The sequence below is a fragment of the Promicromonospora vindobonensis genome, from assembly GCF_042685865.1.
GTDB classification, from domain to species: domain Bacteria; phylum Actinomycetota; class Actinomycetes; order Actinomycetales; family Cellulomonadaceae; genus Promicromonospora; species Promicromonospora vindobonensis.
In genome coordinates, this window is record NZ_JBHUOG010000002.1 from 3,144,611 (window position 1) to 3,166,887 (window position 22,277).

Sequence of the window (22,277 nt, forward strand, 5' to 3'; positions counted from 1 at the left end):
GCTCAGCCCGCGGTGCCCGCGTAGCCGACCTCGACGCGCCGGTTCTTGGCGCGACCCACGGGGTTGTCCTTGCCGTCTGCCTCGTTCTCCGCGATCGGCTGCCGCTCGCCGTGCCCCTTGACGGTGAGCCGCAGGTCCGGCCGGGCGTCGCGGAGGACGTCGGCGACCGCCTGCGCCCGGCGCTCCGAGAGCTCGTCGTTGAACGCGCCGTCCCCGATCGAGTCGGTGTGCCCGTCGACGGACACCTTCGCACCCTGCGGGATCTCGTCGAGCAGGGCGCGGACCGCAGTGCCGGCGCTCTTCGTGACCTTGTGCTCGCCGAACCGGAAGAGCAGGTCGGACGTCAGCCGGACGGTGGTCTCCTCGTCCTCCTCCACCACCGTCTCCAGCGGGGTGGTCGAGTCGCCGGGCCGCAGGTCCCACGTGGCGTCCTCGGCCACGAGGTCCCACCCGGCGTCGTCGGCCCGCAGGTCGAAGGTCGCGTCCGCGCGCATCGCGTCGGTGACCGGCACCGACGCGAACCGCTCGAGATCGGCCCGCTGCTGCTCGGTGATCTCCGCCATGAGTGCCGGGTCGGGAGACGGCGCCGCTGACGCGTCGGCCCCGGCCACACCACCGAGGGCGAGCACCGCCGCCAGCGCTCCGGCTGCCAGGGTCACGACCCACCGTCCAGGTAGGTCACCTCGGCCTGGGTGAAACCGGGCAGGCCCTCGACCGGCAGCACGTCGACGGTCTTCGGCGCGCCCTCCGGTGCGGGCAGCGACGCCCAGCCCTCGACCGTGCCGTGGTTCGGGAACCTGAAGTGGACCTCGTTCACTGCGGAGGACAGCATCGACGTCTTGCACCGCGTCGCGTCGGCGACGGTGCCCTTCCACGACCCGTCGGTGCAGAACGGCCGGTAGACCTTCAGGTTGGTCGCGTCGATGACGCTGGCCGCGGCCCCCAGGCCCATCTCGTAGTAGGAGAGGGTGGTGGTGGGTTCGGCGTCCTCGCTGTCCCAGCGCATGGCCCAGCGCACGGTCATGGTCTGCTCGGACACCTCGACTGCGCGCAGGGTGAGCGTCACCGTGCCCGCCACACCGGAGTCGCCGGGGATGTCCGACGTCGTCTCGGCCATGGACCCGGTCACCGTTCGCGCCGAACCCGTCACCTCGACCGGAGCTGCCGGCTGGCCGCCCGCCGCGGCGCCGTCCTCCGCCGACCCGCCTCCGGCAGGCCCGCCCTCCGGCGACCCGGTGCAGGCGCTCAGCGCGAGCATCCCGGCCATCACCAGTGCGACAACCCGACCCGACGTTCGCCTCATGCTTCTCCTTCTCGCGGAACTCGGCCTCGTCTTCGTAGAGACCGACCGAGGCGAACGTTCCACATACCTCCTCGCGGCGCACCGAAAACCCTAGGGGACTTCTACCCCTGGACGTCGAGGATCACTCGTGCTGCCAGCTGCGCCAGAGCTTCGCGTACTCGCCGCCCGCCGCGACCAGCTCGTCGTGCGGGCCGATCTCGGTGATGCGACCGCCGTCGAGCACGGCCACGCGGTCGGCGTCGTGGGCCGTGTGCAGGCGGTGCGCGATGGCCACGACCGTGCGTCCGTCGAGCACCGCGTTGAGCGAGCGCTCCAGGTGCCTGGCCGCGCGCGGGTCCAGCAACGAGGTCGCCTCGTCGAGGACGAGCGTGTGCGGGTCGAGCAGCACCAGCCGCGCCAGCGCCACCTGCTGCGCCTGCGCGGGCGTGAGCTTGTAGCCGCCCGAGCCGACTTCCGTGGCAAGGCCGTCGTCGAGCGCCTCGACCCAGCCGTGCGCGTCGACGGCCCGCAGCGCGTCCATCAGCTCGTCGTCGCTCGCCTCGAGCTTGGCCAGCCGCAGGTTCTCCGCCAGCGACCCCACGAACACGTGGTGCTCCTGGGTCACGAGCGCCACGTGCTTGCGCAGGTCTTCCAGCGGCAGGTCCACCAGTGGCACGCCGCCGACCTTCACCGTGCCGCCGGTGGGCGGGTGGATACCGGCCAGCATGCGGCCGAGGGTCGACTTGCCGGAGCCCGACGGACCGACGATCGCCAGCCGCTCCCCCACCCTGAGGTCGAGGTCGATGCCGTGCAGCACGTCGGTACCCGCCCGGTAGGCATAGCGGACGTCGGTGCCGCGCACCTGCTCGTCGTCGGGTACGGCGTCGCTCGCCGTGCGGTCCATCGGCACCAGCCGGACACCGATGATGCGCGACAGCGACGTGGCGGCCACCTGGATCTCGTCCAGCCAGAAGATGAGTTCCCAGACCGGACCCTGCAGCTGGTAGGTGTACATGACGATCGTGGCGACCATGCCGATGGTCACGGTGCCCTCCGACGCCAGGAACCCGCCCCAGACGAGCACAGAGATCGGTGCGAGCATGAAGGCGAAGTCCACGCCGGGGAACAGCACGGTCCGCAGGTTGAGCGTGCCGATCTCTGCCTCGAAGGCCTCGTGCAGGTCGTCGTCGCCGCGCGTCGTACGACGTCGGCCGATCTTGAGCGCGTCGATGGTGCGCGCACCCTCGACCGACTCCGTGACGGTGCCGTCGAGGCGCGCGTAGGCGGCGGACTCCCGCTGGTAGGCGGGAGTGGCGCGCTTGAGGTACCAGCGCGCCACCGCGACGAGGACCGGCACTCCCACGAACATCCCGAGCGCCACCAACGGCGACACGATCAGGCTGACGACGATCGTCAGGACGAGCGTCACCACCGCGATCACGAGCCGCGGCACGCCGAAGCGCACGGCGTTCTGGATGCGGTTGACGTCGCGGGTCGTCCGGGCGATCAGGTCACCGGTGCCGGCGGTCTCCACGGTGGACAGCGGCAGGGACGTGACCGTCTCGATGAACTCCTCGCGCATGTCCGCGAAGACCGTCTCGCCGAACACCATGGCGCGCCGCTGTGCGAACCGGGTGATCAGGGCCTGCACCACCACCGCGGCGACCGCCACGAGCACCAGGTTCCGCGCCACCTCCAGCGTGGTGCCGGCCGTGACGGCGTCGACGAGCCGGCCGAGCACGAACGGCCCGGCCAGACCTGCCGTCGCCGCGACCGTGTTGGCCACCGTGATGACGATGAGGGGTGCCCGGTGCCTCCCGAGCATCTTTCGCGTGTACTGCCAGGTGCCGGCCGCATCGGCGATCGGCAGGATCTTTCCCGTGCTCATGACGTGCCTCCCTCCGGTGTGTTGGTTGCGCCCAGCAGCTCGTCGAGCTCCGCGTCGAGGTCCTCGACCAGCGACCGGCCGACCACCCGGCGGTAGCGGGCGGCCTCGCGCCCGCCCTCCGCGGTGGTGGGCAGGTCCAGCAGCTCGCGGTGCGTCCCGTGCGTGACGACGCGCCCGTTGTCCAGGAAGATCACGTCGTCCACGTGGTCGAGCACCAGCGGGCTCGCGGTGACGATCAGGGTCGTCCGACCGCGGCGCCACCCGGTGAGCCGCTCTGCGATACGCGCCTCGGTGTGGGCGTCGACCGCCGAGGTCGGCTCGACCAGCACGAGGATCTCCGGGTCGGTGAGCAGCGCGCGGGCCAGCGCCACACGCTGCCGCTGCCCACCGGACAGCGAGCGGCCCTTCTCCGGGATCTCGCCCTCGATCCCGTCGGGCAGCGACTCCAGCACGTCATGTGCGTCCGCGATGTGCATGGCCCGCAGCAGCGCCTCCCGGTTCGCGGAGTCGCGTACGTCGAGCTCGCCCGCGAGGCGGCCGGAGAACAACGAGGGCGTCGCGTGCGCGACGACGATGCGGTCCCGCAGCTCGCGCTTTTCGAGGTCGAACAGCCGGACGCCGCCGAGCGTGACCGGCGTGCCCGCCTCGGCCTCGTCGTCGAACCGGCCCATCCGGACCGCGACCTGCGCCGACTCGTCCGGGTCCGGGCTGACCAGGGCGACGACCCGCCCCGGCTGGAGCGTGACGCCGGTCGTCTCGTCGACCAGCGGCACGCCGGCCGGCGGCATGGGCGCTGTCGACAGCCCCGCGCCGGTGGCCGGAACCACCTGCAGCACCTTGACCACCTTGCCTGCCGCGACGTGCGCCTTGGTCACGACGTTGACCGACTGCACGAGGAGATGCACCGGCCAGGACAGGAACGCGGCGTACCCGTAGAACGAGACGAGCTGGCCCGTGGTGATGCGCCCGGCGATGGCCTCCACCGCGCCGAGGTACACGACCAGCGCGATGAAGAGCCCTGGCAGCAGGATCTGCAACGCGTCCAGCACCGACTGGGTGCCCGCGACGTCGACGCCGGCCTCACGCACCTTCTGCGACTGCGTCCGGTACCGGCCGGTGAAGACCTTCTCGCCGCCGATGCCGCGCAGGATCCGTAGCCCCGAGACGGTGTCCGCGCCGAGCGTGGTGAGCCGGCCCTGGGCGTCACGCTGCCGCTTCTGCCGCTTCTGCAGCGGCTTGACCAGCAGCGCGAGGATCGCCGCAACGACCGGGAGGCCGAGCGCGATGACGACGCCCAGCGTGACCGACTGCGAGAGCATGAGCACGACCACGATGCCGTACGTGGCGACGCTGCCGATGGCCTGACCCGCGATGGCGAAGAGCTCGCCGATGCGCATCGTGTCGTTGGCCACCGACGACACCACCTCGCCGGTCGGCAGCTCCTTGGTGATGTTGTGCCCCGAGCGGGACACGGTGCGCGTCACGAGCTGGGACGTACGGAACGCCGCGTGCATCCACGCCGCGATGTCCCACCGGTGCCCGATCGCGTTCGAGGCGATCCAGACCAGCCCGACGCCCAGCATGATGCCCACCCAGGTCCAGGTGGTCCGGTCGAGCCCTGACGCGCTCGCGCTGTCGATGATCTGGCCGAGCAGGAACGGCTGGAAGGCGCTGCACGTGAAACCGAGCACACCGAACGCCATCGCCACGAGCACCACGCGTGCCTGTTTGCGGGCAAGCCACAGGAGCAGGGTGATCGGACCGCGCAGCGGCGGGGTGCCGGGATCGGCGAAGGGGAGGGAGCGCACGATCTACACGGTACGGAGAACCACTGACATTCATCCACGCTTTATCCCGACGGCAGATCGCACGCCGGAGAAGGCATATCCTCGATGGTTGTGAGTACCCCTCAGACTGCTCCCGAGATCTCCGCCGAGGCAGCCGCCACCGCGATCCGCAAGGCCCGCGGCGCGATGGCCCGCTACCGCTTCATGGCGCTCGTCACCGGTGTCATGCTGCTGATCCTCTGCGTCGAGCTGGGCATCAAGTACGGCCTGGGCGCGCTGACCGACGTCGACGGCGTCATGCCCTTCATCGCCTGGGTGCCGTTCGCGCACGGCTGGATCTATGTCGCGTACCTGGTCACCGTCGCCGACCTGTGGTCGAAGATGCGCTGGGGCTTCGGCCGCCTCGTCACGATGGTGATCGCCGGCGTGGTCCCGGTGATGTCGTTCGTGCTGGAGAAGAAGACCCACACCGAGGCCGAGGCGAAGCTCGCCGCACTGGAGACGCGCTACCTCGGTTGACGCCTCTGCGCGTCCAGCTCTGCCCGCAGGCCTGCGCCGAGCATCCCGACGATCTCGGTGCCCGGCTCGTCCTCGTCGGGCAGCATCTCGACGAACGCCGTGGCGATGAGGTCGTCGACAGCGGCGTCCGCCCCGAGCTCGCCCTCGAGGAGGTCGAGCACTGCCCGCACCTCCGCCGCGGGATCCGGGTCCGCCGAGGTGAACAGCCGAAGCACCGCGGACCGCTCCTCCTCGGTCCAGTCGTCGTCGATCTCGAGGGAGGCCCCGTCGGTGAGCAGCGCTACCTCGCGCTCCGCGACGTCGCCGAGGAACGGGTGGGCCAGCACCTCGTCGTGGTACCCGTAGCGCTCGGCGTCCGCGAGCGGCCGCAGCCCGGGCACCGCCTGGAGCAGCCGGTCGAGGAACCCGGCGACCGCCGGCTCGTTGCGGTGGTCGCGGTCCTGGTCGAGGGCCGCGCGCACCCGTGGGCCCAGGGCGTCGGCGAGATCACCGCCCCGCTCACCGGGAGACGGGACATGGATCAGGTAGGCGCTGATGACGTCCTCGCCGACGACCGGCGGCCCGGCCTCCAGCTCGGCGCCCAGCGCGAGCATCGCGTCCCGCGCGGCCTGATCATCGGCTCGCACCCTGGCCATCAGCTCCGCCGAGACCAGCTCCATCACGAACCCTTCGGTCATCAGCTCTTGCTCGAGGCCGGCGTCGAGGCCTGCCCGCACCTCGCTCTCGGCGACCTCTCCCGCGAGCGGCACTGCGCGGACCAGGTGCCCCCACCAGGCGGATCCGGTCCAGGGTCCGGTGTCAGTCATCGTCGTCCTCTCGGTTCACCGCTCGTCGCAGGTCGCTGATCAGCCGGTGCGCCTACCGTCGAACCATCCTCGCGCATCCGCCGGGCGTCCCTGCCGGAGGCGTGCCGTACCTGGTTCAATGCAAGCGTGACCGCTCACGCCTTCGACGCCCTCACCGCTGACCACCTCCGCGACAACGGCAGCCTCAAGTGGACCGCCTTCCCCGGCGCCATCGGGGCCTGGGTCGCGGAGATGGACTTCCCGCTCGCGCCTCCGGTCGCCGCCGCTCTGCACGACGCCGTGGACCGCGGCCTGCTCGGCTATCTCCCGCCGACCCTCGTGACCGGCATGGTCGATGCGTACGTGTCGTTCGCCGCCGACCGGTACTCGTGGCAGGTGGACCCGGACCGGGTGCGTCCCGTGTCCGACGTGCTGACCGCGCTCGAGCACACCATCACGCAGTTCTCGCGCCCCGGATCGCCGATCATCCTGCCGACTCCTGCCTACATGCCGTTCCTCACGCTGCCCGGCGGGCTCGGCCGCGAGGTCATCCAGGTACCGATGCTGCGCGACGCCGCCGGCCGGTACACCTACGACCTCGACGCGCTCGACGCCGCGTTCCGCGCCGGCGGCCACCTGCTGGTGCTCTGCAACCCGCACAACCCGATCGGCCGGGTGCTCGAGCCCGACGAGATGCTGGCCGTCGCCGAGGTGGTGGACCGCCACGGCGGTCGGGTGTTCTCCGACGAGATCCACGCGCCGCTCGTCTACCCGGGGCACCGGCACGTCCCGTACGCGTCGCTGAACGAGACGACGGCGGGCCACACCCTCACCGCTACCTCGGCCTCGAAGGCGTGGAACCTGCCGGGTCTCAAGTGCGCGCAGATCGTCCTGTCCAACGACGCGGACGTCCGGCTGTGGAACCGCGTGGGCCGGCGGGTCGAGGGCGGCGCGTCGACGCCGGGCGTCCTGGCGAACCAGGTCGCGTACACCGAGGGCCGGGACTGGCTCGACGACACCGTCGCCTACCTGCACGGCAACCTCACCCGGCTGGGCGAGCTGCTCGACGGGACGGGGATCGGCTACCGCGTACCGGAGGGGACCTACCTGGCCTGGCTGGACTGCCAGGACCTGGACCTGCCGGACGACGCCACCAGCGTTGCCGACCACTTCCGCAAGCATGCGGGCGTCGCCCTGACCGACGGCGGCCTCTGCGGCGAGGAGGGCCACGGGTTCGTACGGTTCAACGCCGCGATGCCGCGCCCGGTCCTGGAACGGGCTGTCGCCAGCATGCTGGAGACCCTGGGCCGCTGACCCGCACGCCGCAGGACGAGCGACCCCTCCGGGAGGCACGCGACACACCGGTAGGGGTCGGCGTTCCGCCGGGGACGTGGACAGGTCAGGCGGACGGCAGACCCGCGATGCCCGTGTCGGCGTCGGTCGGCTCGCCTCCCCTGCGTCCCCCGGCCATCTCGTCCCGCACCAGGCGGATCCACAGCAGGACGGCGAACCCGCCGAACAGCCACCACTGCAGCGCATAGAAGATGTTCTGCAGGTTGGCGTCCGAGCCACCGTCGATCGTGGGGCGCGGCAGGGCGGCGACGCCCCCGTTCTCGGGAGAGCCTGGGCCCGCGGTCGCCACGAGGTAGCCCGTGTAGATGGGCCCGCCCCACTCGTTGACGAGCGCGCTGAGCGCGATCTGGTCCGTCTGCCCGTCCACCACCGCCGCGCTTCCCGCCGTCGCCTCGCCCGCCTGCAGCCAGCCCGTCAGGGTGACCTCGCCCTTCGGGAGGATCAGCGCCTCGGCGTCGGCGCGTGTCTCCACCCAGCCCTGGACCACCGCCAGCACGGGCGCGCCGGAGAGGTCGGCCCAGGACTCGCCACCCGCTCCCTCGTCGGACACCCGGAAGGGGGAGAGGACGAGGTAGCCGGTGTGCCCCTCCAGGACGCGGCCCGGTACCAGCAGCGAACCAGAGGGCTCGAACTCGCCGGCGACCCGGACCTCACGGCCGACGAGCTCTCCGGGAAAGGTCTCCTGCGGCGTGAGCACGTCGCCCAGCCAGGACGGCCCCTCGGCGGCGGCCTCTGCGATCTCCTGCTGCTCGGCCAGCTCGGCACGCTCGTACGCACGGTCCAGCTGCCACGCGCCGAGCCTGCCGCACACGACCGCTGCCAGCACGAACAGGAGCAGCAGCCCGATCATGCGGGGCTGCCGGGCGACCTGGAGGAAGGTGCGGCGCTCGGGGCGTGCGTCGGCGTCGGGCGCCGTCTGTGTGGATGTGCTGGGGGCACTGACAGGCATACGTCCAACGGTAACCGCCCGCGGGGTGCCGGACGCACGGGTCGCGCGCCCTCGGTCCCGACGTCCGGCACGTCACACAAGGGGCACCTGACCGGTCGTCTCGCGTAGCAAGCCGTTCTGCGTTCGAATGAACGAGCAGACAACCGGCACAGATCCCGCACGTAACTCGCAGTAGGAGCGTGAGCGATGACCACGACCGCAGTCCCCGACTCCCCGACCACCGGATGGCGTGCCACCGGCGTCGCCCAGCTGGAGCCCGCCGACCTGGAGCGCATCCACGCGTGGTGGCGGGCCGCGAACTACCTCTCGGTCGGCCAGATCTACCTGCTCGACAACCCGCTCCTGCGCGAGCCCCTCGCTCCCGAGCACGTGAAGCCGCGCCTGCTGGGCCACTGGGGCACCACACCGGGCCTCAACTTCCTGTACGCGCACCTGAACCGGGCGATCAAGGAGCGCCGGCAGGAGACGGTCTACATCACCGGCCCCGGCCACGGCGGGCCGGGCCTGGTCGCCTCGGCCTATCTGGACCGCACCTACTCCGAGATCTACAGCGACATCACCGAGGACGCCGAGGGGGTGAAGCGCCTCTTCCGGCAGTTCTCGTTCCCGGGCGGCATCCCCAGCCACGTCGCGCCCGAGACGCCCGGCTCGATCCACGAGGGCGGCGAGCTCGGCTACTCCCTGAGCCACGCCTACGGCGCGGCCTTCGACAACCCGGACCTGCTCGTCGCGGCGGTCGTGGGCGACGGCGAGGCCGAGACCGGGCCGCTGGCCACCTCGTGGCACTCGAACAAGTTCCTCAACCCCGCGCAGGACGGCGTCGTGCTGCCGATCCTGCACCTCAACGGTTACAAGATCGCCAACCCGACGGTCCTGGCGCGCATCCCGGAGCAGGAGCTCCGCGACCTCATGGTCGGTTACGGGCACAAGCCGTACTTCTTCGAGGGCGGGTACGACAAGGACGAGCCGCCGCTCGAGACGCACCGCCGGTTCGCGGCCCTGCTCGACGAGGTGCTCGACGAGATCGCCGAGATCAAGGCGCGCGCGGCGAAGGGCGACCTGAGCCGCCCGGTCTGGCCCATGATCGTGTTCCGCACCCCCAAGGGCTGGAGCGGCCCCGATGAGATCGACGGCAAGAAGACGACGGGCTCGTGGCGCGCGCACCAGGTGCCGCTCGCGAGCGCCCGCGACACCGACGAGCACCTGCGCGTGCTGGAGGCATGGCTCCGGTCGTACCGCCCGGAGGAGCTGTTCGACGACGACGGGCGCGTGCTGCCCGAGATCAGCGAGCTGGCGCCGGAGGGCGACCTGCGGATGAGCGCGACGCCGCACGCGAACGGCGGCCTGCTGCTCAAGGACCTGCGCCTGCCGGACTTCCGGGAGTACGCGGTGGACGTCCCGACGCCCGGTGGGACCAAGTCCGAGGCACCGCGCGTGCTGGGCCAGTGGCTCACCGACGTGATCCGGATGAACCCGGACAGCTTCCGGATCTTCGGCCCGGACGAGACGGCGTCGAACCGCTTGCAGGCCGTGTACGAGGCGACCGACAAGCAGTGGAACGCCGAGTACATCGGGCCGGAGGTGGACGAGCACATGGCCCGCGCGGGCCGGGTCATGGAGATGCTGAGCGAGCACCAGGTGCAGGGTTGGCTCGAGGGCTACCTCCTGACCGGCCGGCACGGGTTGCTGACGAGCTACGAGGCGTTCATCCACATCGTCGACTCGATGTTCAACCAGCACGCCAAGTGGCTCAAGGTCACCAACGACATCCCGTGGCGGCGGCCCATCGCGTCCCTGAACTACCTGCTGTCCAGCCACGTGTGGCGGCAGGACCACAACGGGTTCAGCCACCAGGACCCGGGGTTCATCGACCACGTGGTGAACAAGAAGGCGGAGATCGTGCGGGTCTACCTGCCGCCGGACGCCAACACCCTGCTCAGCACGTACGACCACTGCCTGCGCAGCCGCCAGTACGTGAACGTCGTGGTGGCGGGCAAGCAGCCGGCGCCCAACTTCCTGGACCTGCAGAGCGCGATCGAGCACTGCACGCGCGGGCTCGGCATCTGGGAGTGGGCGGGCACGGAGAAGGCCGGCGAGAAGCCCGACGTCGTCCTGGGCTGTGCCGGTGACGTGCCGACGCTGGAGGTGCTCGCCGCGGCGGACATCCTGCGCCGCGAGCTGCCCGGCCTGAAGGTGCGCGTGGTGAACGTGGTGGACCTGATGCGCCTGCAGGACGCGACGGAGCACCCGCACGGCCTCACGAACTCCGAGTTCGACGGCCTGTTCACCACCGACCGGCCGATCATCTTCGCGTACCACGGCTACCCGTGGCTCGTGCACCGCCTCACCTACCGTCGCGCGGGCCACCCGAACCTCCACGTGCGCGGCTACAAGGAGGAGGGCACGACGACGACGCCGTTCGACATGGTCATGCTCAACGACCTCGACCGGTACCACCTTGTGATCGATGTCATCGACCGGGTCCCATCGCTGGGCAGCGCCCACGCCGGGCTCCGTCAGCGCATGCAGGATGCCCGGCTGCGCGCCCGTGCGTGGACCCGCGAGCACGGCGACGACATCCCCGAGGTGCGCGACTGGGTCTGGCCGGACGCCCAGGACCTGGCGGACGGCGACCAGGTTGACGCTACGCTCGGCACTGGTGGAGACAACGAGTAGCAGCAAATTTCGCCATGCGAGATCTGGCCCAGTGAAGACGGAGCAGCATGTGACCGGCGCGACCCGCAGCATCGTCATCGCATCACCGGAGGGCGAGAGCGGAAAGTCGACGGTCGCCCTGGGCGTCCTCGACCTGCTGGTCCGCAAGGGCCAGCGGGTCGGGGTGTACCGGCCGGTGTCGCGCGCCACGGAGGCAGAGGACACCAGCGGCGAACGCGACCACGTCCTGGAGCTCCTCCTGGAGCACGACGGCGTCGACATCGGCTATGCCGACGCCATCGGCGTGACCTACGCGGACGTGCACGCCGACCCGGAGGCGGCGCTGAGCCGCATCGTGTCCCGGTTCCACGACCTCGCCGCACGCTGCGACTCCGTGGTGGTCCTCGGCACCGACTACACCGACGTCGCGGGACCCACAGAGCTCTCGTTCAACGCACGCATCGCGGCGAACCTCGGCGCGCCCGTGCTGCTCGTGGTCTCCGGCCGCGAGCGCTCGCCCGAGGACGTCCGCGCCCTTGCCGACGTCAGCCTCGCCGAGCTGGCGGCGCACCACGCACAGGCGATCGGTCTGGTCGTCAACCGCGCGGACACCCACAGCGCGCTGGACGTGCGGACCCTGTTGGCAGCGGCCCAGCCCGACCTGCCGGTGTGGACCATCCCGGAGGAACCCTTCCTGCAGGCCCCGACCGTCGGCCAGCTGCTGGACGCCGTGGACGGCACGCTCGCGCTGGGTGACCCCGAGCTGCTCGGCCGCGAGGCGCTCGACGTGCTGGTCGGCGCCATGAGCTTCGAGCACCTGCTCGAACGGCTGACCGACGGCGCCGTCGTCATCACCCCGGGCGACCGCATCGACCTGCTGATCGGGCTGCTCGCCACGCACATGACGCCGTCGTTCCCGTCGCTGGCCGGGATCATCCTCAACGGCGGGTTCTACCCGCAGGGCCGCCCGGCGGAGCTGCTGGAGGCGATGCGCCCCAAGCTGCCGGTCATCACCACCGAGCTCGGCACGTACCCGGCGGCCCGTGCGGCGGCCACGACACGCGGGCGGGTCGACAAGGGCTCGGTGCGCAAGGTCGAGACTGCTCGTGCGTTGTTCGAGCGCGCCGTTGACACCGCCGCGCTCGCCGCCCGCCTCGACCTGCCGCGGCCACAGGTCGTCACGCCGCTGATGTTCGAGTACCAGCTCATCGAGCGAGCCCGGAACGACCGCAGGCACATCGTGCTGCCGGAGGGCTCCGACGACCGGATCCTCCGTGCCGCGTCGACGGTGCTGGCCCGCCAGATCGCGGACCTCACGATCCTTGGCTCGGACGAACCGGTCCGTGCCCGCGCCGCCGAGCTGGGCCTCGACATCGAGGCCGCCCGCGTGCTGTCACCGCACGATCCGGCGCACGTGGAGCAGTTCGCCGCCGAGTACACCCAGCTCCGCGCGCACAAGGGCATGACCGTCGAGCGGGCGCGGGAGATCGTCACCGACGTCTCCTACTTCGGCACAATGATGGTGCACCTGGGCCTCGCGGACGGCATGGTGTCCGGCGCCGCCCACTCGACGGCCCACACCATCCGGCCGTCGTTCGAGATCATCAAGACGAAGCCTGGCACGTCGTCGGTGTCCTCGGTCTTCTTCATGTGCCTGGAGGACCGGGTGCTCGTGTACGGCGACTGCGCGGTCATCCCCGACCCGACGTCGGACGAGCTCGCCGACATCGCCATCTCCTCCGCGGCCACCGCCCAGCAGTTCGGCGTGGAGCCGCGCATCGCGATGCTGTCCTACTCCACGGGCACGTCCGGAACGGGCGCCGACGTGGACAAGGTCCGCACCGCGACGGGGCTCGTCCGCGAACGCATCGTGCAGCTCGACATGGAGCTCGACGTCGAGGGGCCCATCCAGTACGACGCCGCGGTGGACGCCTCGGTCGCCGCGTCGAAGCTGCCCGAGTCCGACGTCGCCGGGCGGGCCACGGTGTTCGTGTTCCCCGACCTGAACACGGGCAACAACACGTACAAGGCGGTGCAGCGCTCGGCGGGTGCTGTCGCCGTCGGGCCGGTGCTGCAGGGCCTGAACAAGCCGGTGAACGACCTGTCCCGCGGCGCCCTGGTCCAGGACATAGTGAACACGGTGGCGATTACGGCCATCCAGGCCCAGCCCCAGTAACCCCCCTCTTGGTTGTGGGCGCGAACATTGCGCCTAAAACCGGCGCGAAGTGGCAAAGATCGCGCCCACAGCAATCGGACTTCTGAAAGGCTCGCCCTGTGGCTACCGTCCTTGTTCTCAACTCCGGCTCGTCGTCGCTCAAGTACCAGCTCGTGGACCCGGAGTCCGGCCGGTCGGTCGCCGGTGGGATCGTCGAGCGGATCGGCGAGTCCACCGGGTCGGCCACGCACCAGTCGGGCGACGCCGAGACGGTCCGCGACTCGCGGGTGCCGGACCACGGTGCGGCACTGCGCCTCGTGCTCGACCTGTTCGACGAGGTGGGGCCGTCCCTCGCGGACGCAGGCATCACCGCCGTCGGGCACCGGGTGGTGCACGGCGGTGCGGTGTTCACCGAGCCGACGCTGGTCGACGACGACGTCGTGACCGCCGTGCGCGACCTGATCCCGCTCGCCCCGCTGCACAATCCCGCGGCCGTCAAGGGGATCGAGGTAGCGCGCGAGCTGCTGTCGCACCTGCCCCACGTCGCAGTGTTCGACACCGCGTTCTTCGCGCCGCTGCCTGCTGCCGCCGCGACCTACGCCCTGGACCGCAAGGTCACCGCTGAGCACGGCATACGCCGGTACGGCTTCCACGGCACGTCGCACGAGTTCGTGTCGGCCGCCGTGGCCGCGCACCCGGCAGTCGCCGCCAAGCTGGCCGCCGAGGGCCGCGGCCCCGAGACGCTGCGCCAGGTGGTGCTGCACCTGGGCAACGGCGCGTCGGCGTCGGCGGTGCTGGGCGGGCGCCCGGTCGACACTTCGATGGGGTTCACGCCGCTCGAGGGCCTCGTGATGGGCACCCGGCCCGGAGACGTGGACCCGGGCATCGTGTTCCACCTGGTACGCACGGGCATGTCCGCGTCCGACGTCGACACGCTGCTCAACAAGCGGTCCGGGCTGCTGGGCATGTCCGGGGTGAACGACATGCGCGAGGTACGGAAGCTGGCCGACACGGGTGACGCCGACGCACGCCTCGCCCTTGAGGTGTACCTGCACCGGCTGCGCAAGTACGTCGGTGCGTACACGGCGGTGCTGGGCGGTATCGACGTGCTGACGTTCACCGCGGGCGTCGGCGAGAACGACCATCGCATCCGCTCGGGCGTGGTGCGGGACCTGAAGTTCCTCGGCCTGGCCATCGACCCGGCGGCGAACGAGGCACGGTCGGACGAGGCGCGCGTGGTCTCCGAGGGATCGGGCGGCGCGAAGCCCCTGGTCATGGTCGTCCCGACCAACGAGGAGCTGGCGATCGCACGCCAGGCGATGGAACTGGTCGAGGGCCCATAGCCCGTCGGGTCGCCAGGGAGCGACGGCGGGGCTTGACGTCGCGGCGCGGCCGGGGGCCATCCCGGCGATCGCCCGATCGACCCGCGCGTAGGCTCGCTCCGTGACCCTCTTCATCGATCCCCCGGCCTGGCCCGCGCACGGGACTCTGTTCTCCCACCTGGTCTCCGACGGGTCGCTGCAGGAGCTCCGGCTGTTCGCCCGCGCGGCCGGCGTGCCCGACCGGGCGTTCGACCTCGACCACTACGACGTGCCCGCCGAGCGGTACGACGAGCTGGCCGCGGCGGGCGCGGTTCCCGTCGAGGGCGGAGACCTGGCCCGGCGGCTGGCGGGCTCGGGTCTGCGGGTCTCGGGTGCCGAGCGCAACCGCGCCAAGCGCGCGGCGCTCCTGACCCGCTGGGACGGCCTGTGGGCCGATCCGGGCCTGGCCCGCAAGGCCGGCGAGGAGCTGGTGGACCGCTGGCGCGAGCCGCACCGGGTTTATCACACGACCCTGCACCTGGCCGCTGCGCTGGACGCCCTCGACTCCATCGCTGCCGAGAGCCAGGTCCACGAGCGCACGGTCTGGCGGGCCTGCCTCGCCCTGTGGTTCCACGATGCGGTGCACGACGGCGTGGCCCGGCAGGACGAGGAGCGTTCAGCGGCGCTGGTGACCGAGCTGCTCGGCCCGCTGGCCGGCACCGGGGTCTCGAGCGAGGACGTCGACGAGATCGCCCGCCTCGTCCTGGTCACGGCGGACCACGATCCCGCGCCCGACGACGTCGTCGGCGGCCTGGTCAGCGACGCCGACCTGGCGGTGCTGGGCGGCAGCCCCGTTGTCTACACGCGGTACACCCGCCAGGTGCGCGCCGAGTACTGCGACGTGCCCGACTTGCTGTTCCGGTCCGGCCGCTCCCAGGTGCTCCGCACGCTCCTGGCCGGCGGCCCCCTGTTCCGCACCGCAGCGGGCTCCGCTCGCTGGCAGGCCGCTGCAGACGCGAACCTCCGCGCGGAGCTGGCGCAGCTGGCCGCGTGAGCTCAGCGCGATGTGATCGGTAGGACGTCAGGAGTTCGGCAGTCCCGGAGTGCCGATCACCTGACGAACTACCGACCACATGCACAAGGCCGAGCACGGTACCGTTCCCGACGTGACTCCCCTCAAGGCCGCCGCGATCGTCGCGGGCGTGCTCGCCGTCGCCTTCATCGTCCCCGTCGCAACGGTGCAGGCCACCGGCCACACCCGGGTGCGGTACGACCCGAACGAGATCGAGAAGGCCGACGCCGTCATCGTCCTCGGGGCCGGGCTCCGCTCCGACGGGACGCCGTCCACGTACCTGCGCCGCCGCGTGGAGGCGGGCGCCGAGCTCTACCGTGCGGGCATCGCACCGACGGTCATCCTGAGCGGGGACGCGCACGACAACGCCGACGGCACCCGCTACGACGAGCCCGGCTCGATGCGTGCCTGGCTCCTGGACAACGACCTCGGCGTCCCGGACCACGCGATAGTCCTGGACCGCGAGGGCTTCAACACCACCGCGACCTGCCGCCGCGCCTACGACCTCTACGGAGCACGCACCGCCGTCGTCGTCACGCAGGACTACCACCTGCGCCGCACCCTCTTCTCCTGCGTGGAGGCGGGACTTGACGCTGTCGGGGTGGGCGTGAGTGCCGCGAGCTCCGTGCCGGTCCGCGCGGCGTGGTGGCACGTGCGTGAGCTACCGGCGAGCTGGAAGGCCGCCGTTCGATCCCTCGGCCGACGCCGCACCGGCTGACCTGACGGTCCTCGCCACGTCGCCCGACCGGGGTCACTTCTTCTTCGGCGTGACCCACAGGTGGATCGTGCCCTCGACCACCACGGTCCCGTCGGCCAGGACCCCGCGCACCCGCACCGGCAGGTCCGGGTCGCCGCCGTCCCACTGCGCCTGGTCGGTCTCGGCCACGCACGTGACGTCACCGGTCGACTTCGCGAGGTAGGCGACCTCCATGCCCTTGGGCAGCCACCGCTTGCTGTCGGGCACCGTGGCTTCGGCGAGCGAGCCCATGGCCATCTCGAGCCCGTTGCAGACGGCGATCGCGTGCACCGTGCCGATGTGGTTCCGGTTGCGCCGTCGGTTGGGCACCACGACCTCACCGTAGTTCGGCCGCATGTCGACCACTCGCGGGGCGAAGCTGCCGAAGTACGGGGCCTTGAGGGTGTAGGCCGCCGTGAAGATCCGCTTGCCGAGCACCGCGCCGATGACCGGCAGGGAGTTGGCGGACTTCCAGAAGGCGTGGAGCTGCGTCGTCATGCGGGCGAGCGTACCGGGCCCGGTGACGGCCCTTCACCTCACACTGCGCTGCGCCCCCGTCTCACGCTCCACCCGTATGGCGTGAGACTGCGGCTCCGCTCCGGGCGAGTGCCTCGTACCTCGGCCCTCACCCTGCGCTGCATTTCCACCTCACGCTCCACCCGTATGGCGTGAGACTGCGGCTCCGCTCCGGGCGAGTGCCTCGTACCTCGGCCCTCACCCTGCGCTGCGCCTCCGTCTCACGCCATGCGCAGCTTGCGCATCGCCTCCAGCGCCGTGGTGAGCACGCGGCTCGGGGTGTCGCCACCGAGGCCGTAGAGGCTGTCGAGCGTGGCACCGAACCGAGCGCCGCGCGCGGTCACGACGGTCTGCTGGCGGGTGAGCCCGTCGATCGACGCCGCCCCGTGCCGTCCGCCCAGGCCCGAGGCCTTCCAGCCGCCGAGCGGAGCCGAGACGGACCCCCAGGTCATCGTGTAGCCGTCGTTGATGGCTACCGATCCGGTCTCGATCCGGGTGGCCACGCGGCGCGCCCGGCCCACGTCCCGGGACCAGACGGCCGAGTGCAGGCCGTACTCGGTGTCGTTCATGACGGCAACGGCGTCCTCGTCGCAGTCGACGCGCGTGATCGTGACGACGGGCCCAAAGGTCTCCTCGCGCGTGACCACTGCCTGCGCCGGAACGTCGTCGAGCACCGTCGGGGCGTAGAAGTACGGGCCGACGTCGGCGCGATGCACCCCGCCGGCAAGCACCCGGGCGCCCCTGGCCAGTGCGTCGTCGACGTGCGCCGTCACCTTGTCGAGCTGCGCGGCGGAGGTGAGCGAACCCACCTCGGCCGAGTAGTCCAGTGCCGGGCCGAGTCGCAGGCTCCGCACGGCGCGCACGAACTTCGCGACGAACTCCTCGGCGACCGCCTCGTGCACGACCAGGCGCTCGATGGACACGCACAGCTGTCCGGCGTTCGAGAAGCAGGCGCGCACGATGCCGGGAACTGCCGCGTCGACGTCGACATCGTCGGTCACGTAGAGCGCGTTCTTGCCGCCCAGCTCGAGCGTGGCACCGATGAGGCGCTCGCCCGCGCGGGCCGCGACCTTGCGGCCCGTCGCGGTCGAACCGGTGAACGCGATGTGGTCCACGTGCTCGATCAGGGCCTCACCGACCTCCGGCCCGCCCGCGACCACCTGGAACAGGCCGGCGGGCAGGCCGGCGTCGTCCAGGGCCTCTGCGGCCCACAGCGCGGTGAGAGTGGTCTGCGGGTCCGGCTTGAGCACCACGGCGTTGCCGGCGAGGAGCGCGGGCAGCGCCTCGGAGAGCGCGAGCACCAGCGGGTAGTTCCACGGCGAGATCGCTCCGACCACACCGACGGGCCTGCGGTGCACCTGAACACCCGCGAGCAGCGGCACCATGCCGAGCGCCCGGCGGGACGAGAGGTAGCGCTCGCCGCGCACGGCGTAGTGCCGAGCGACCTGGGCGATGTCCGCGATCTCCTCGAAGGCGGCACGGCGCGACTTGCCGGTCTCCAGCTGGACGAGGTCGAGCGCCTCGGACTGCCGGTCCAGGACGATCCGGCCGAGCCGCTGGAGGACTCCGGCCCGCTCACGTACCGACAGGCGCGCCCAACTTCGCTGCGCTACCCGCGCCCGGACGACGCACGCGGCGACGTCCTCAGCGGAAGATACCGGGAACGTCACGAGCGGGGCGCCCGTGAACGGGCACATGGACCTGTGGGTGCCAGATCCCTCGGAGGTCGCGATCCGAGCCACGAGCGGGGCCATGACCCCTGGCTCAAGGACAAAGGTCCCCTGCGGGTGCTCCGGGTCGAGCACACCGCCGACCGCACCACTAGCCGCTGCGTCGGCTGCTGCGTCGTCGATCATGGCGGCCACCCTACGCGCAAAACCCTGCGCCACGTATTGATAGGTGTGTGAAACTAACTTTCGTGTGGCAGATGACGCAGCACGCGCACCTCGCCCGACGCAGACTCAGTCGGACTCGATCCAGCGCCCCAGAACGGTGCACTCCTGGTCGGCGTAGCCCATCCGGCCGTAGAAGCCGAGCACGTCCGTGTTGGTGGTCCGCACCATGAGCTGGATCTTGCGCGCGCCACGAGCGACCAGCCACGCCTCGGCAGCGACCACTGCCGCTCGGCCGAGGCCCGTGCTCTGCAGCTCCGGCGCGACGGCCACGTAGTAGAGCCAGCCGCGGTGTCCGTCGTGCCCGGCCATCGCGGTGGCGGCCACCCTGCCGTCGGCCCGCGCGACCAGGACGGTCGAGCCGTCGCCGGCTCGGGCGTCTGCGATGTCGACGTACGGGTCGTTCCATGGACGGGTCAGCTCGCAGGTCTTCCACAGCTCGACGACCTGCTCGACGTCGGCGTCCGTGATCTCCACGAACTCGCCGTCGGCGGCGGGCGCCGCGGCGAGAACCGGGGCGAGCGGCTCGCCGTCGGGCCGCCCGGTCATCGCGGCTGGTACGGCGACACGACGACCTCGACTCGCTGGAACTCCTTGAGGTCGGAGTAGCCGGTGGTCGCCATGGCGCGCCGGAGCGCGCCGACCAGGTTCAGGGTGCCGTCGGCCTGCTTGCCCGGGCCGAAGAGGATCTCCTCGAGCGTGCCCACCGTGCCGACCTCGACGCGCTCGCCGCGCGGCAGCTGCGGGTGGTGCGCCTCGGGGCCCCAGTGGAAGCCCTGGCCGGGCGCCTCGGCCGCACGCGCGAGCGCGGCGCCGAGCATGACGGCGTCCGCACCGCAGGCCACTGCCTTGACGATGTCGCCGGAGTGGCCGACGCCGCCGTCGGCGATGACGTGCACGTAGCGGCCGCCGGACTCGTCGAGGTAGTCACGGCGGGCGGCCGCGACGTCGGCCATGGAGGTGGCCATGGGCGCGTGGATGCCGAGGCTGACGCGGGTGGTGTGCGCCGCTCCGCCGCCGAACCCGACCAGCACGCCCGCGGCACCCGTGCGCATCAGGTGCAGTGCGGCGGTGTACGTCGAAGCCCCGCCGACGACGACCGGCACGTCCAGCTCGTAGATGAACCGCTTGAGGTTGAGCGGCTCGGCGTTGCCCGAAACGTGCTCGGCCGAGACCGTGGTGCCACGGATGATGAACAGGTCGACACCGGCGTCGACCACCGTCTTGTAGAACTCCTGGGTGCGCTGCGGGGTGAGCGCGCCGGCGACCGTGACGCCCGCGGCCCGGATCTCCTTGAGTCGCTGCGTGATGAGCTCCGGCTTGATGGGCTCCGCGTAGATCGCCTGCATGCGCCGCGTCGCCTCGTCGGCGGGCAGGGCAGCGATCTCCTCGAGCAGCGGCTCGGGCGACTCGTAGCGGGTCCACAGGCCCTCGAGGTCCAGCACGCCGAGGCCGCCGAACCGGCCCAGCGCCACAGCGCTGCTCGGGCTCATCACGGAGTCCATCGGGGCCGCGACGATCGGCAGGTCGAAGTGGTACGCGTCGATCTGCCAGCCGACCGAGACGTCCTTCGGGTCACGCGTGCGCCGGGACGGGACCACCGCGATGTCGTCGAAGGAATAGGCGCGCCGCCCGCGCTTGCCGCGTCCGATCTCGATCTCGTTGCTCACCCACCAAGCCTACCCATCGGACCTGGTGCGGCGCGCAGCTTCCCGTGATGTGCACGGTGGGGCAGGCCACAGTGTCGGTGACCGGTGGCAAGGTTCTCCATGGACGCACCGGGCGGCCGTACCGAGCGAGGCGCATATGGCACAGAAACCCGGACGAGCAGGGAGGACACCATGAACGAGACCTGGATCAACAGGCCGCTGCTGGGCTTCGACACCGAGACGACAGGGGTGGATGTCGCGGGCGACCGCATCGTCACCGCAGCCCTCGTGCTGCGCACGCCCGGGGTGGGCACGGAGGTCCGTACCTGGCTGATGGACCCGGGCATGGAGATCCCGGAGGAGGCAGCGGCGATCCATGGCATCTCGACGGAGCACGCCCGCGCCCACGGCGTCCAGCCGCGCGAGGCCCTCGAGGAGATCGCGGCGGAGCTCGCCACCCACCTGGCCGACGGCGTACCCGTCGTCGCCTACAACGCCGCCTTCGACCTCTCGTTGCTCGACTCCGAGCTGCTGCGCCACGGGCTCAAGACCCTTCCACAGCGCCTCGGGCACCCGGTGGAGCCGGTGGTGGACCCGCTGGTCATCGACCGCTGGCTGGATCGGTACCGCGCGGGCAAGCGCCGCCTCGGGGACCTGACCCAGTGGTACGGCGTCACGTCGGACGGCGACCTCCACACCGCGGAGGTGGACGTCCTCGCCACCCTCGACGTGCTGGAGGCGCTGACCCGCAGGTTCCCGCAGCTGGAGCGCATGCCCTTGGCGGACCTGCATCAGCAGCAGATCGGCGCACACCGCCAGTGGGCCGTGAGCTTCAACGAGTGGCGCCGGGAACAGGGCCTGGACGGACCGGGCGCGTCGGGGACCTGGCCGGTGCAGTACTCCGCAGGCATCTGACCGAGCATCCTCCCACCGGCCAGGCCCCGGACACCGGGGCCTGGCCGAGCTCAGCGGGGATACACGGCGTCGACCTCGACCTCGACGAGCCACCCGTCCACCGGGAGGTTCTCGACCTCCAGGGCGAAGCGTGACGGGCGCGCGCCGTTGACGACCATCGGCGCGACCGTCGCCGACCCGAGCGAGACGTCGATGGCCTTGCCGGTGGACAGGTTCGTGTTGGCGAAGAACTGGCGGTAGGCCCGGTTCCACCCGGCGAAGTCCATCTTCTCCTCGCCCTTCGGGTTCTGCAGGAACACCCGCATCGAGACGACGTCGTCGTAGGACAGCCCAGCCTTGTTCAGGTTCTCGCCGATCCGAGCGAGGGCGTTGATGCCCTGAGCCTCCGTGAGGGTCACCCCGTCCGGCAGCTCGCCCCCCGGGAAGACGTCGGTCGGGATGTAGCGCTCCTCTGCGGAGGCGCCGGGTGCGGTGTTGCGCGCGGCCGGGCCGAGACCGGAGGACTTGTACCAGGCGACGTTCTTGCCGATGGCCACGCCGTCGGCGATGGACGGGGTGTCCCCGGTGACGAAGGAGTGGGCCTGGGTCGGCTCAGGCCGGAAGGCGTGCGTGGCGGCGAAGGCGGTGCCCGGGATCGCGACAGCGGCGGTGACGACGACGGCGGCGACGAGCTTCGTGCGGTTCTTCATGGTGCTCCTCCAGCTGGCCTGCCGGGCGCCACGACGGCGTCCGGGTACGGTGCCCGGCGCTCGGCACCGGGTGGCGCGTGACGCTAGCCAGGAGGAGTTTCCGGGCGATGAACGCCGCGGGTCACGCCGGGAAC

19 protein-coding genes are annotated in these 22,277 nt (G+C 71.3%); 8 read left to right on the forward strand and 11 right to left on the reverse strand.

What is annotated here, in order from left to right; all coding sequences use genetic code 11:
* Positions 1-2: 2 nt before the first annotated feature.
* The 4 genes from ACFS27_RS27230 to ACFS27_RS27245 form a co-directional block, all read right to left on the reverse strand.
* The gene (locus ACFS27_RS27230; RefSeq protein WP_377190206.1) at positions 3-659 is read right to left on the reverse strand and encodes an OmpA family protein; all 657 of its coding nucleotides are present in this window, start codon (positions 657-659) and stop codon (positions 3-5) included.
* On the reverse strand, positions 656-1,303 hold the full coding sequence (locus ACFS27_RS27235) for a hypothetical protein (RefSeq protein WP_377190208.1): 648 nt from the start codon (positions 1,301-1,303) through the stop codon (positions 656-658). Before ACFS27_RS27235 ends, ACFS27_RS27230 begins: the two co-directional genes overlap by 4 nt.
* A 121-nt stretch (positions 1,304-1,424) precedes the next feature.
* Positions 1,425-3,170: an ABC transporter ATP-binding protein gene (locus ACFS27_RS27240; protein ID WP_377190210.1), complete on the reverse strand. Its 1,746-nt coding sequence runs from the start codon at positions 3,168-3,170 to the stop codon at positions 1,425-1,427.
* Positions 3,167-4,978 (reverse strand): ABC transporter ATP-binding protein, encoded by a 1,812-nt coding sequence (locus tag ACFS27_RS27245; protein ID WP_377190212.1) that lies wholly within the window; start codon positions 4,976-4,978, stop codon positions 3,167-3,169. The genes ACFS27_RS27240 and ACFS27_RS27245 overlap by 4 nt, the downstream gene beginning before the upstream one ends.
* A gap of 84 nt (positions 4,979-5,062) precedes the next feature.
* Between ACFS27_RS27245 and ACFS27_RS27250 the strand changes: the two genes are divergently transcribed.
* Complete coding sequence (locus ACFS27_RS27250; protein WP_377190214.1) at positions 5,063-5,476, forward strand: DUF3817 domain-containing protein; 414 nt, start codon at positions 5,063-5,065, stop codon at positions 5,474-5,476.
* On the opposite strand, the gene ACFS27_RS27255 is transcribed toward ACFS27_RS27250, so the two are convergent.
* Positions 5,464-6,282, reverse strand: a complete 819-nt coding sequence (locus tag ACFS27_RS27255; RefSeq protein WP_377190216.1) for a hypothetical protein — start codon at positions 6,280-6,282, stop codon at positions 5,464-5,466. The genes ACFS27_RS27250 and ACFS27_RS27255 overlap by 13 nt on opposite strands.
* A 126-nt stretch (positions 6,283-6,408) precedes the next feature.
* On the opposite strand from ACFS27_RS27255, the gene ACFS27_RS27260 reads away from it, so the two are divergent.
* Complete coding sequence (locus ACFS27_RS27260; RefSeq protein WP_377190218.1) at positions 6,409-7,575, forward strand: MalY/PatB family protein; 1,167 nt, start codon at positions 6,409-6,411, stop codon at positions 7,573-7,575.
* Positions 7,576-7,660: 85 nt separating this feature from the next.
* On the opposite strand, the gene ACFS27_RS27265 is transcribed toward ACFS27_RS27260, so the two are convergent.
* The gene (locus ACFS27_RS27265; RefSeq protein WP_377190220.1) at positions 7,661-8,563 is read right to left on the reverse strand and encodes an SURF1 family protein; all 903 of its coding nucleotides are present in this window, start codon (positions 8,561-8,563) and stop codon (positions 7,661-7,663) included.
* Between the two features lie 186 nt (positions 8,564-8,749).
* Here ACFS27_RS27265 and ACFS27_RS27270 point away from each other — a divergent pair, with 186 nt between their 5' ends.
* The 5 genes from ACFS27_RS27270 (at position 8,750) to ACFS27_RS27290 (ending at position 16,464) form a co-directional block, all read left to right on the forward strand.
* Positions 8,750-11,239, forward strand: coding sequence for a phosphoketolase family protein (locus ACFS27_RS27270; RefSeq protein WP_377190221.1), 2,490 nt, complete (start codon positions 8,750-8,752; stop codon positions 11,237-11,239).
* 49 nt (positions 11,240-11,288) lie between these two features.
* Complete coding sequence (pta, locus tag ACFS27_RS27275; protein ID WP_377190223.1) at positions 11,289-13,394, forward strand: phosphate acetyltransferase; 2,106 nt, start codon at positions 11,289-11,291, stop codon at positions 13,392-13,394.
* A 98-nt stretch (positions 13,395-13,492) separates the two neighbouring features.
* On the forward strand, positions 13,493-14,716 hold the full coding sequence (locus ACFS27_RS27280) for an acetate/propionate family kinase (RefSeq protein WP_377190225.1): 1,224 nt from the start codon (positions 13,493-13,495) through the stop codon (positions 14,714-14,716).
* Between the two features lie 100 nt (positions 14,717-14,816).
* Positions 14,817-15,728, forward strand: a complete 912-nt coding sequence (locus tag ACFS27_RS27285; RefSeq protein WP_377190227.1) for a DUF4031 domain-containing protein — start codon at positions 14,817-14,819, stop codon at positions 15,726-15,728.
* Between the two features lie 112 nt (positions 15,729-15,840).
* The gene (locus tag ACFS27_RS27290) at positions 15,841-16,464 is read left to right on the forward strand and encodes a SanA/YdcF family protein (RefSeq protein WP_377190229.1); all 624 of its coding nucleotides are present in this window, start codon (positions 15,841-15,843) and stop codon (positions 16,462-16,464) included.
* Between the two features lie 33 nt (positions 16,465-16,497).
* On the opposite strand, the gene ACFS27_RS27295 is transcribed toward ACFS27_RS27290, so the two are convergent.
* From ACFS27_RS27295 to ACFS27_RS27310, 4 genes are all read right to left on the reverse strand, one after another.
* The gene (locus ACFS27_RS27295) at positions 16,498-16,980 is read right to left on the reverse strand and encodes a hotdog fold domain-containing protein (RefSeq protein ID WP_377190230.1); all 483 of its coding nucleotides are present in this window, start codon (positions 16,978-16,980) and stop codon (positions 16,498-16,500) included.
* A gap of 239 nt (positions 16,981-17,219) precedes the next feature.
* Positions 17,220-18,854, reverse strand: a complete 1,635-nt coding sequence (locus ACFS27_RS27300) for a succinic semialdehyde dehydrogenase (protein ID WP_377190232.1) — start codon at positions 18,852-18,854, stop codon at positions 17,220-17,222.
* Positions 18,855-18,959: 105 nt separating this feature from the next.
* Complete coding sequence (locus tag ACFS27_RS27305) at positions 18,960-19,439, reverse strand: GNAT family acetyltransferase (protein ID WP_377190234.1); 480 nt, start codon at positions 19,437-19,439, stop codon at positions 18,960-18,962.
* A complete protein-coding gene (locus ACFS27_RS27310; protein ID WP_377190236.1) occupies positions 19,436-20,560 on the reverse strand; it encodes a GuaB3 family IMP dehydrogenase-related protein in 1,125 nt (374 codons plus the stop codon). Before ACFS27_RS27310 ends, ACFS27_RS27305 begins: the two co-directional genes overlap by 4 nt.
* A 171-nt stretch (positions 20,561-20,731) precedes the next feature.
* Here ACFS27_RS27310 and ACFS27_RS27315 point away from each other — a divergent pair, with 171 nt between their 5' ends.
* Positions 20,732-21,454 (forward strand): exonuclease domain-containing protein, encoded by a 723-nt coding sequence (locus tag ACFS27_RS27315; protein ID WP_377190238.1) that lies wholly within the window; start codon positions 20,732-20,734, stop codon positions 21,452-21,454.
* Between the two features lie 50 nt (positions 21,455-21,504).
* Here the strand turns inward: ACFS27_RS27315 and ACFS27_RS27320 are convergent, their stop codons facing one another.
* Entirely contained in the window at positions 21,505-22,143 is a 639-nt protein-coding gene (locus ACFS27_RS27320) for a Rid family hydrolase (RefSeq protein WP_377190240.1), read from the reverse strand.
* Between the last annotated feature and the right edge of the window lie 134 nt (positions 22,144-22,277).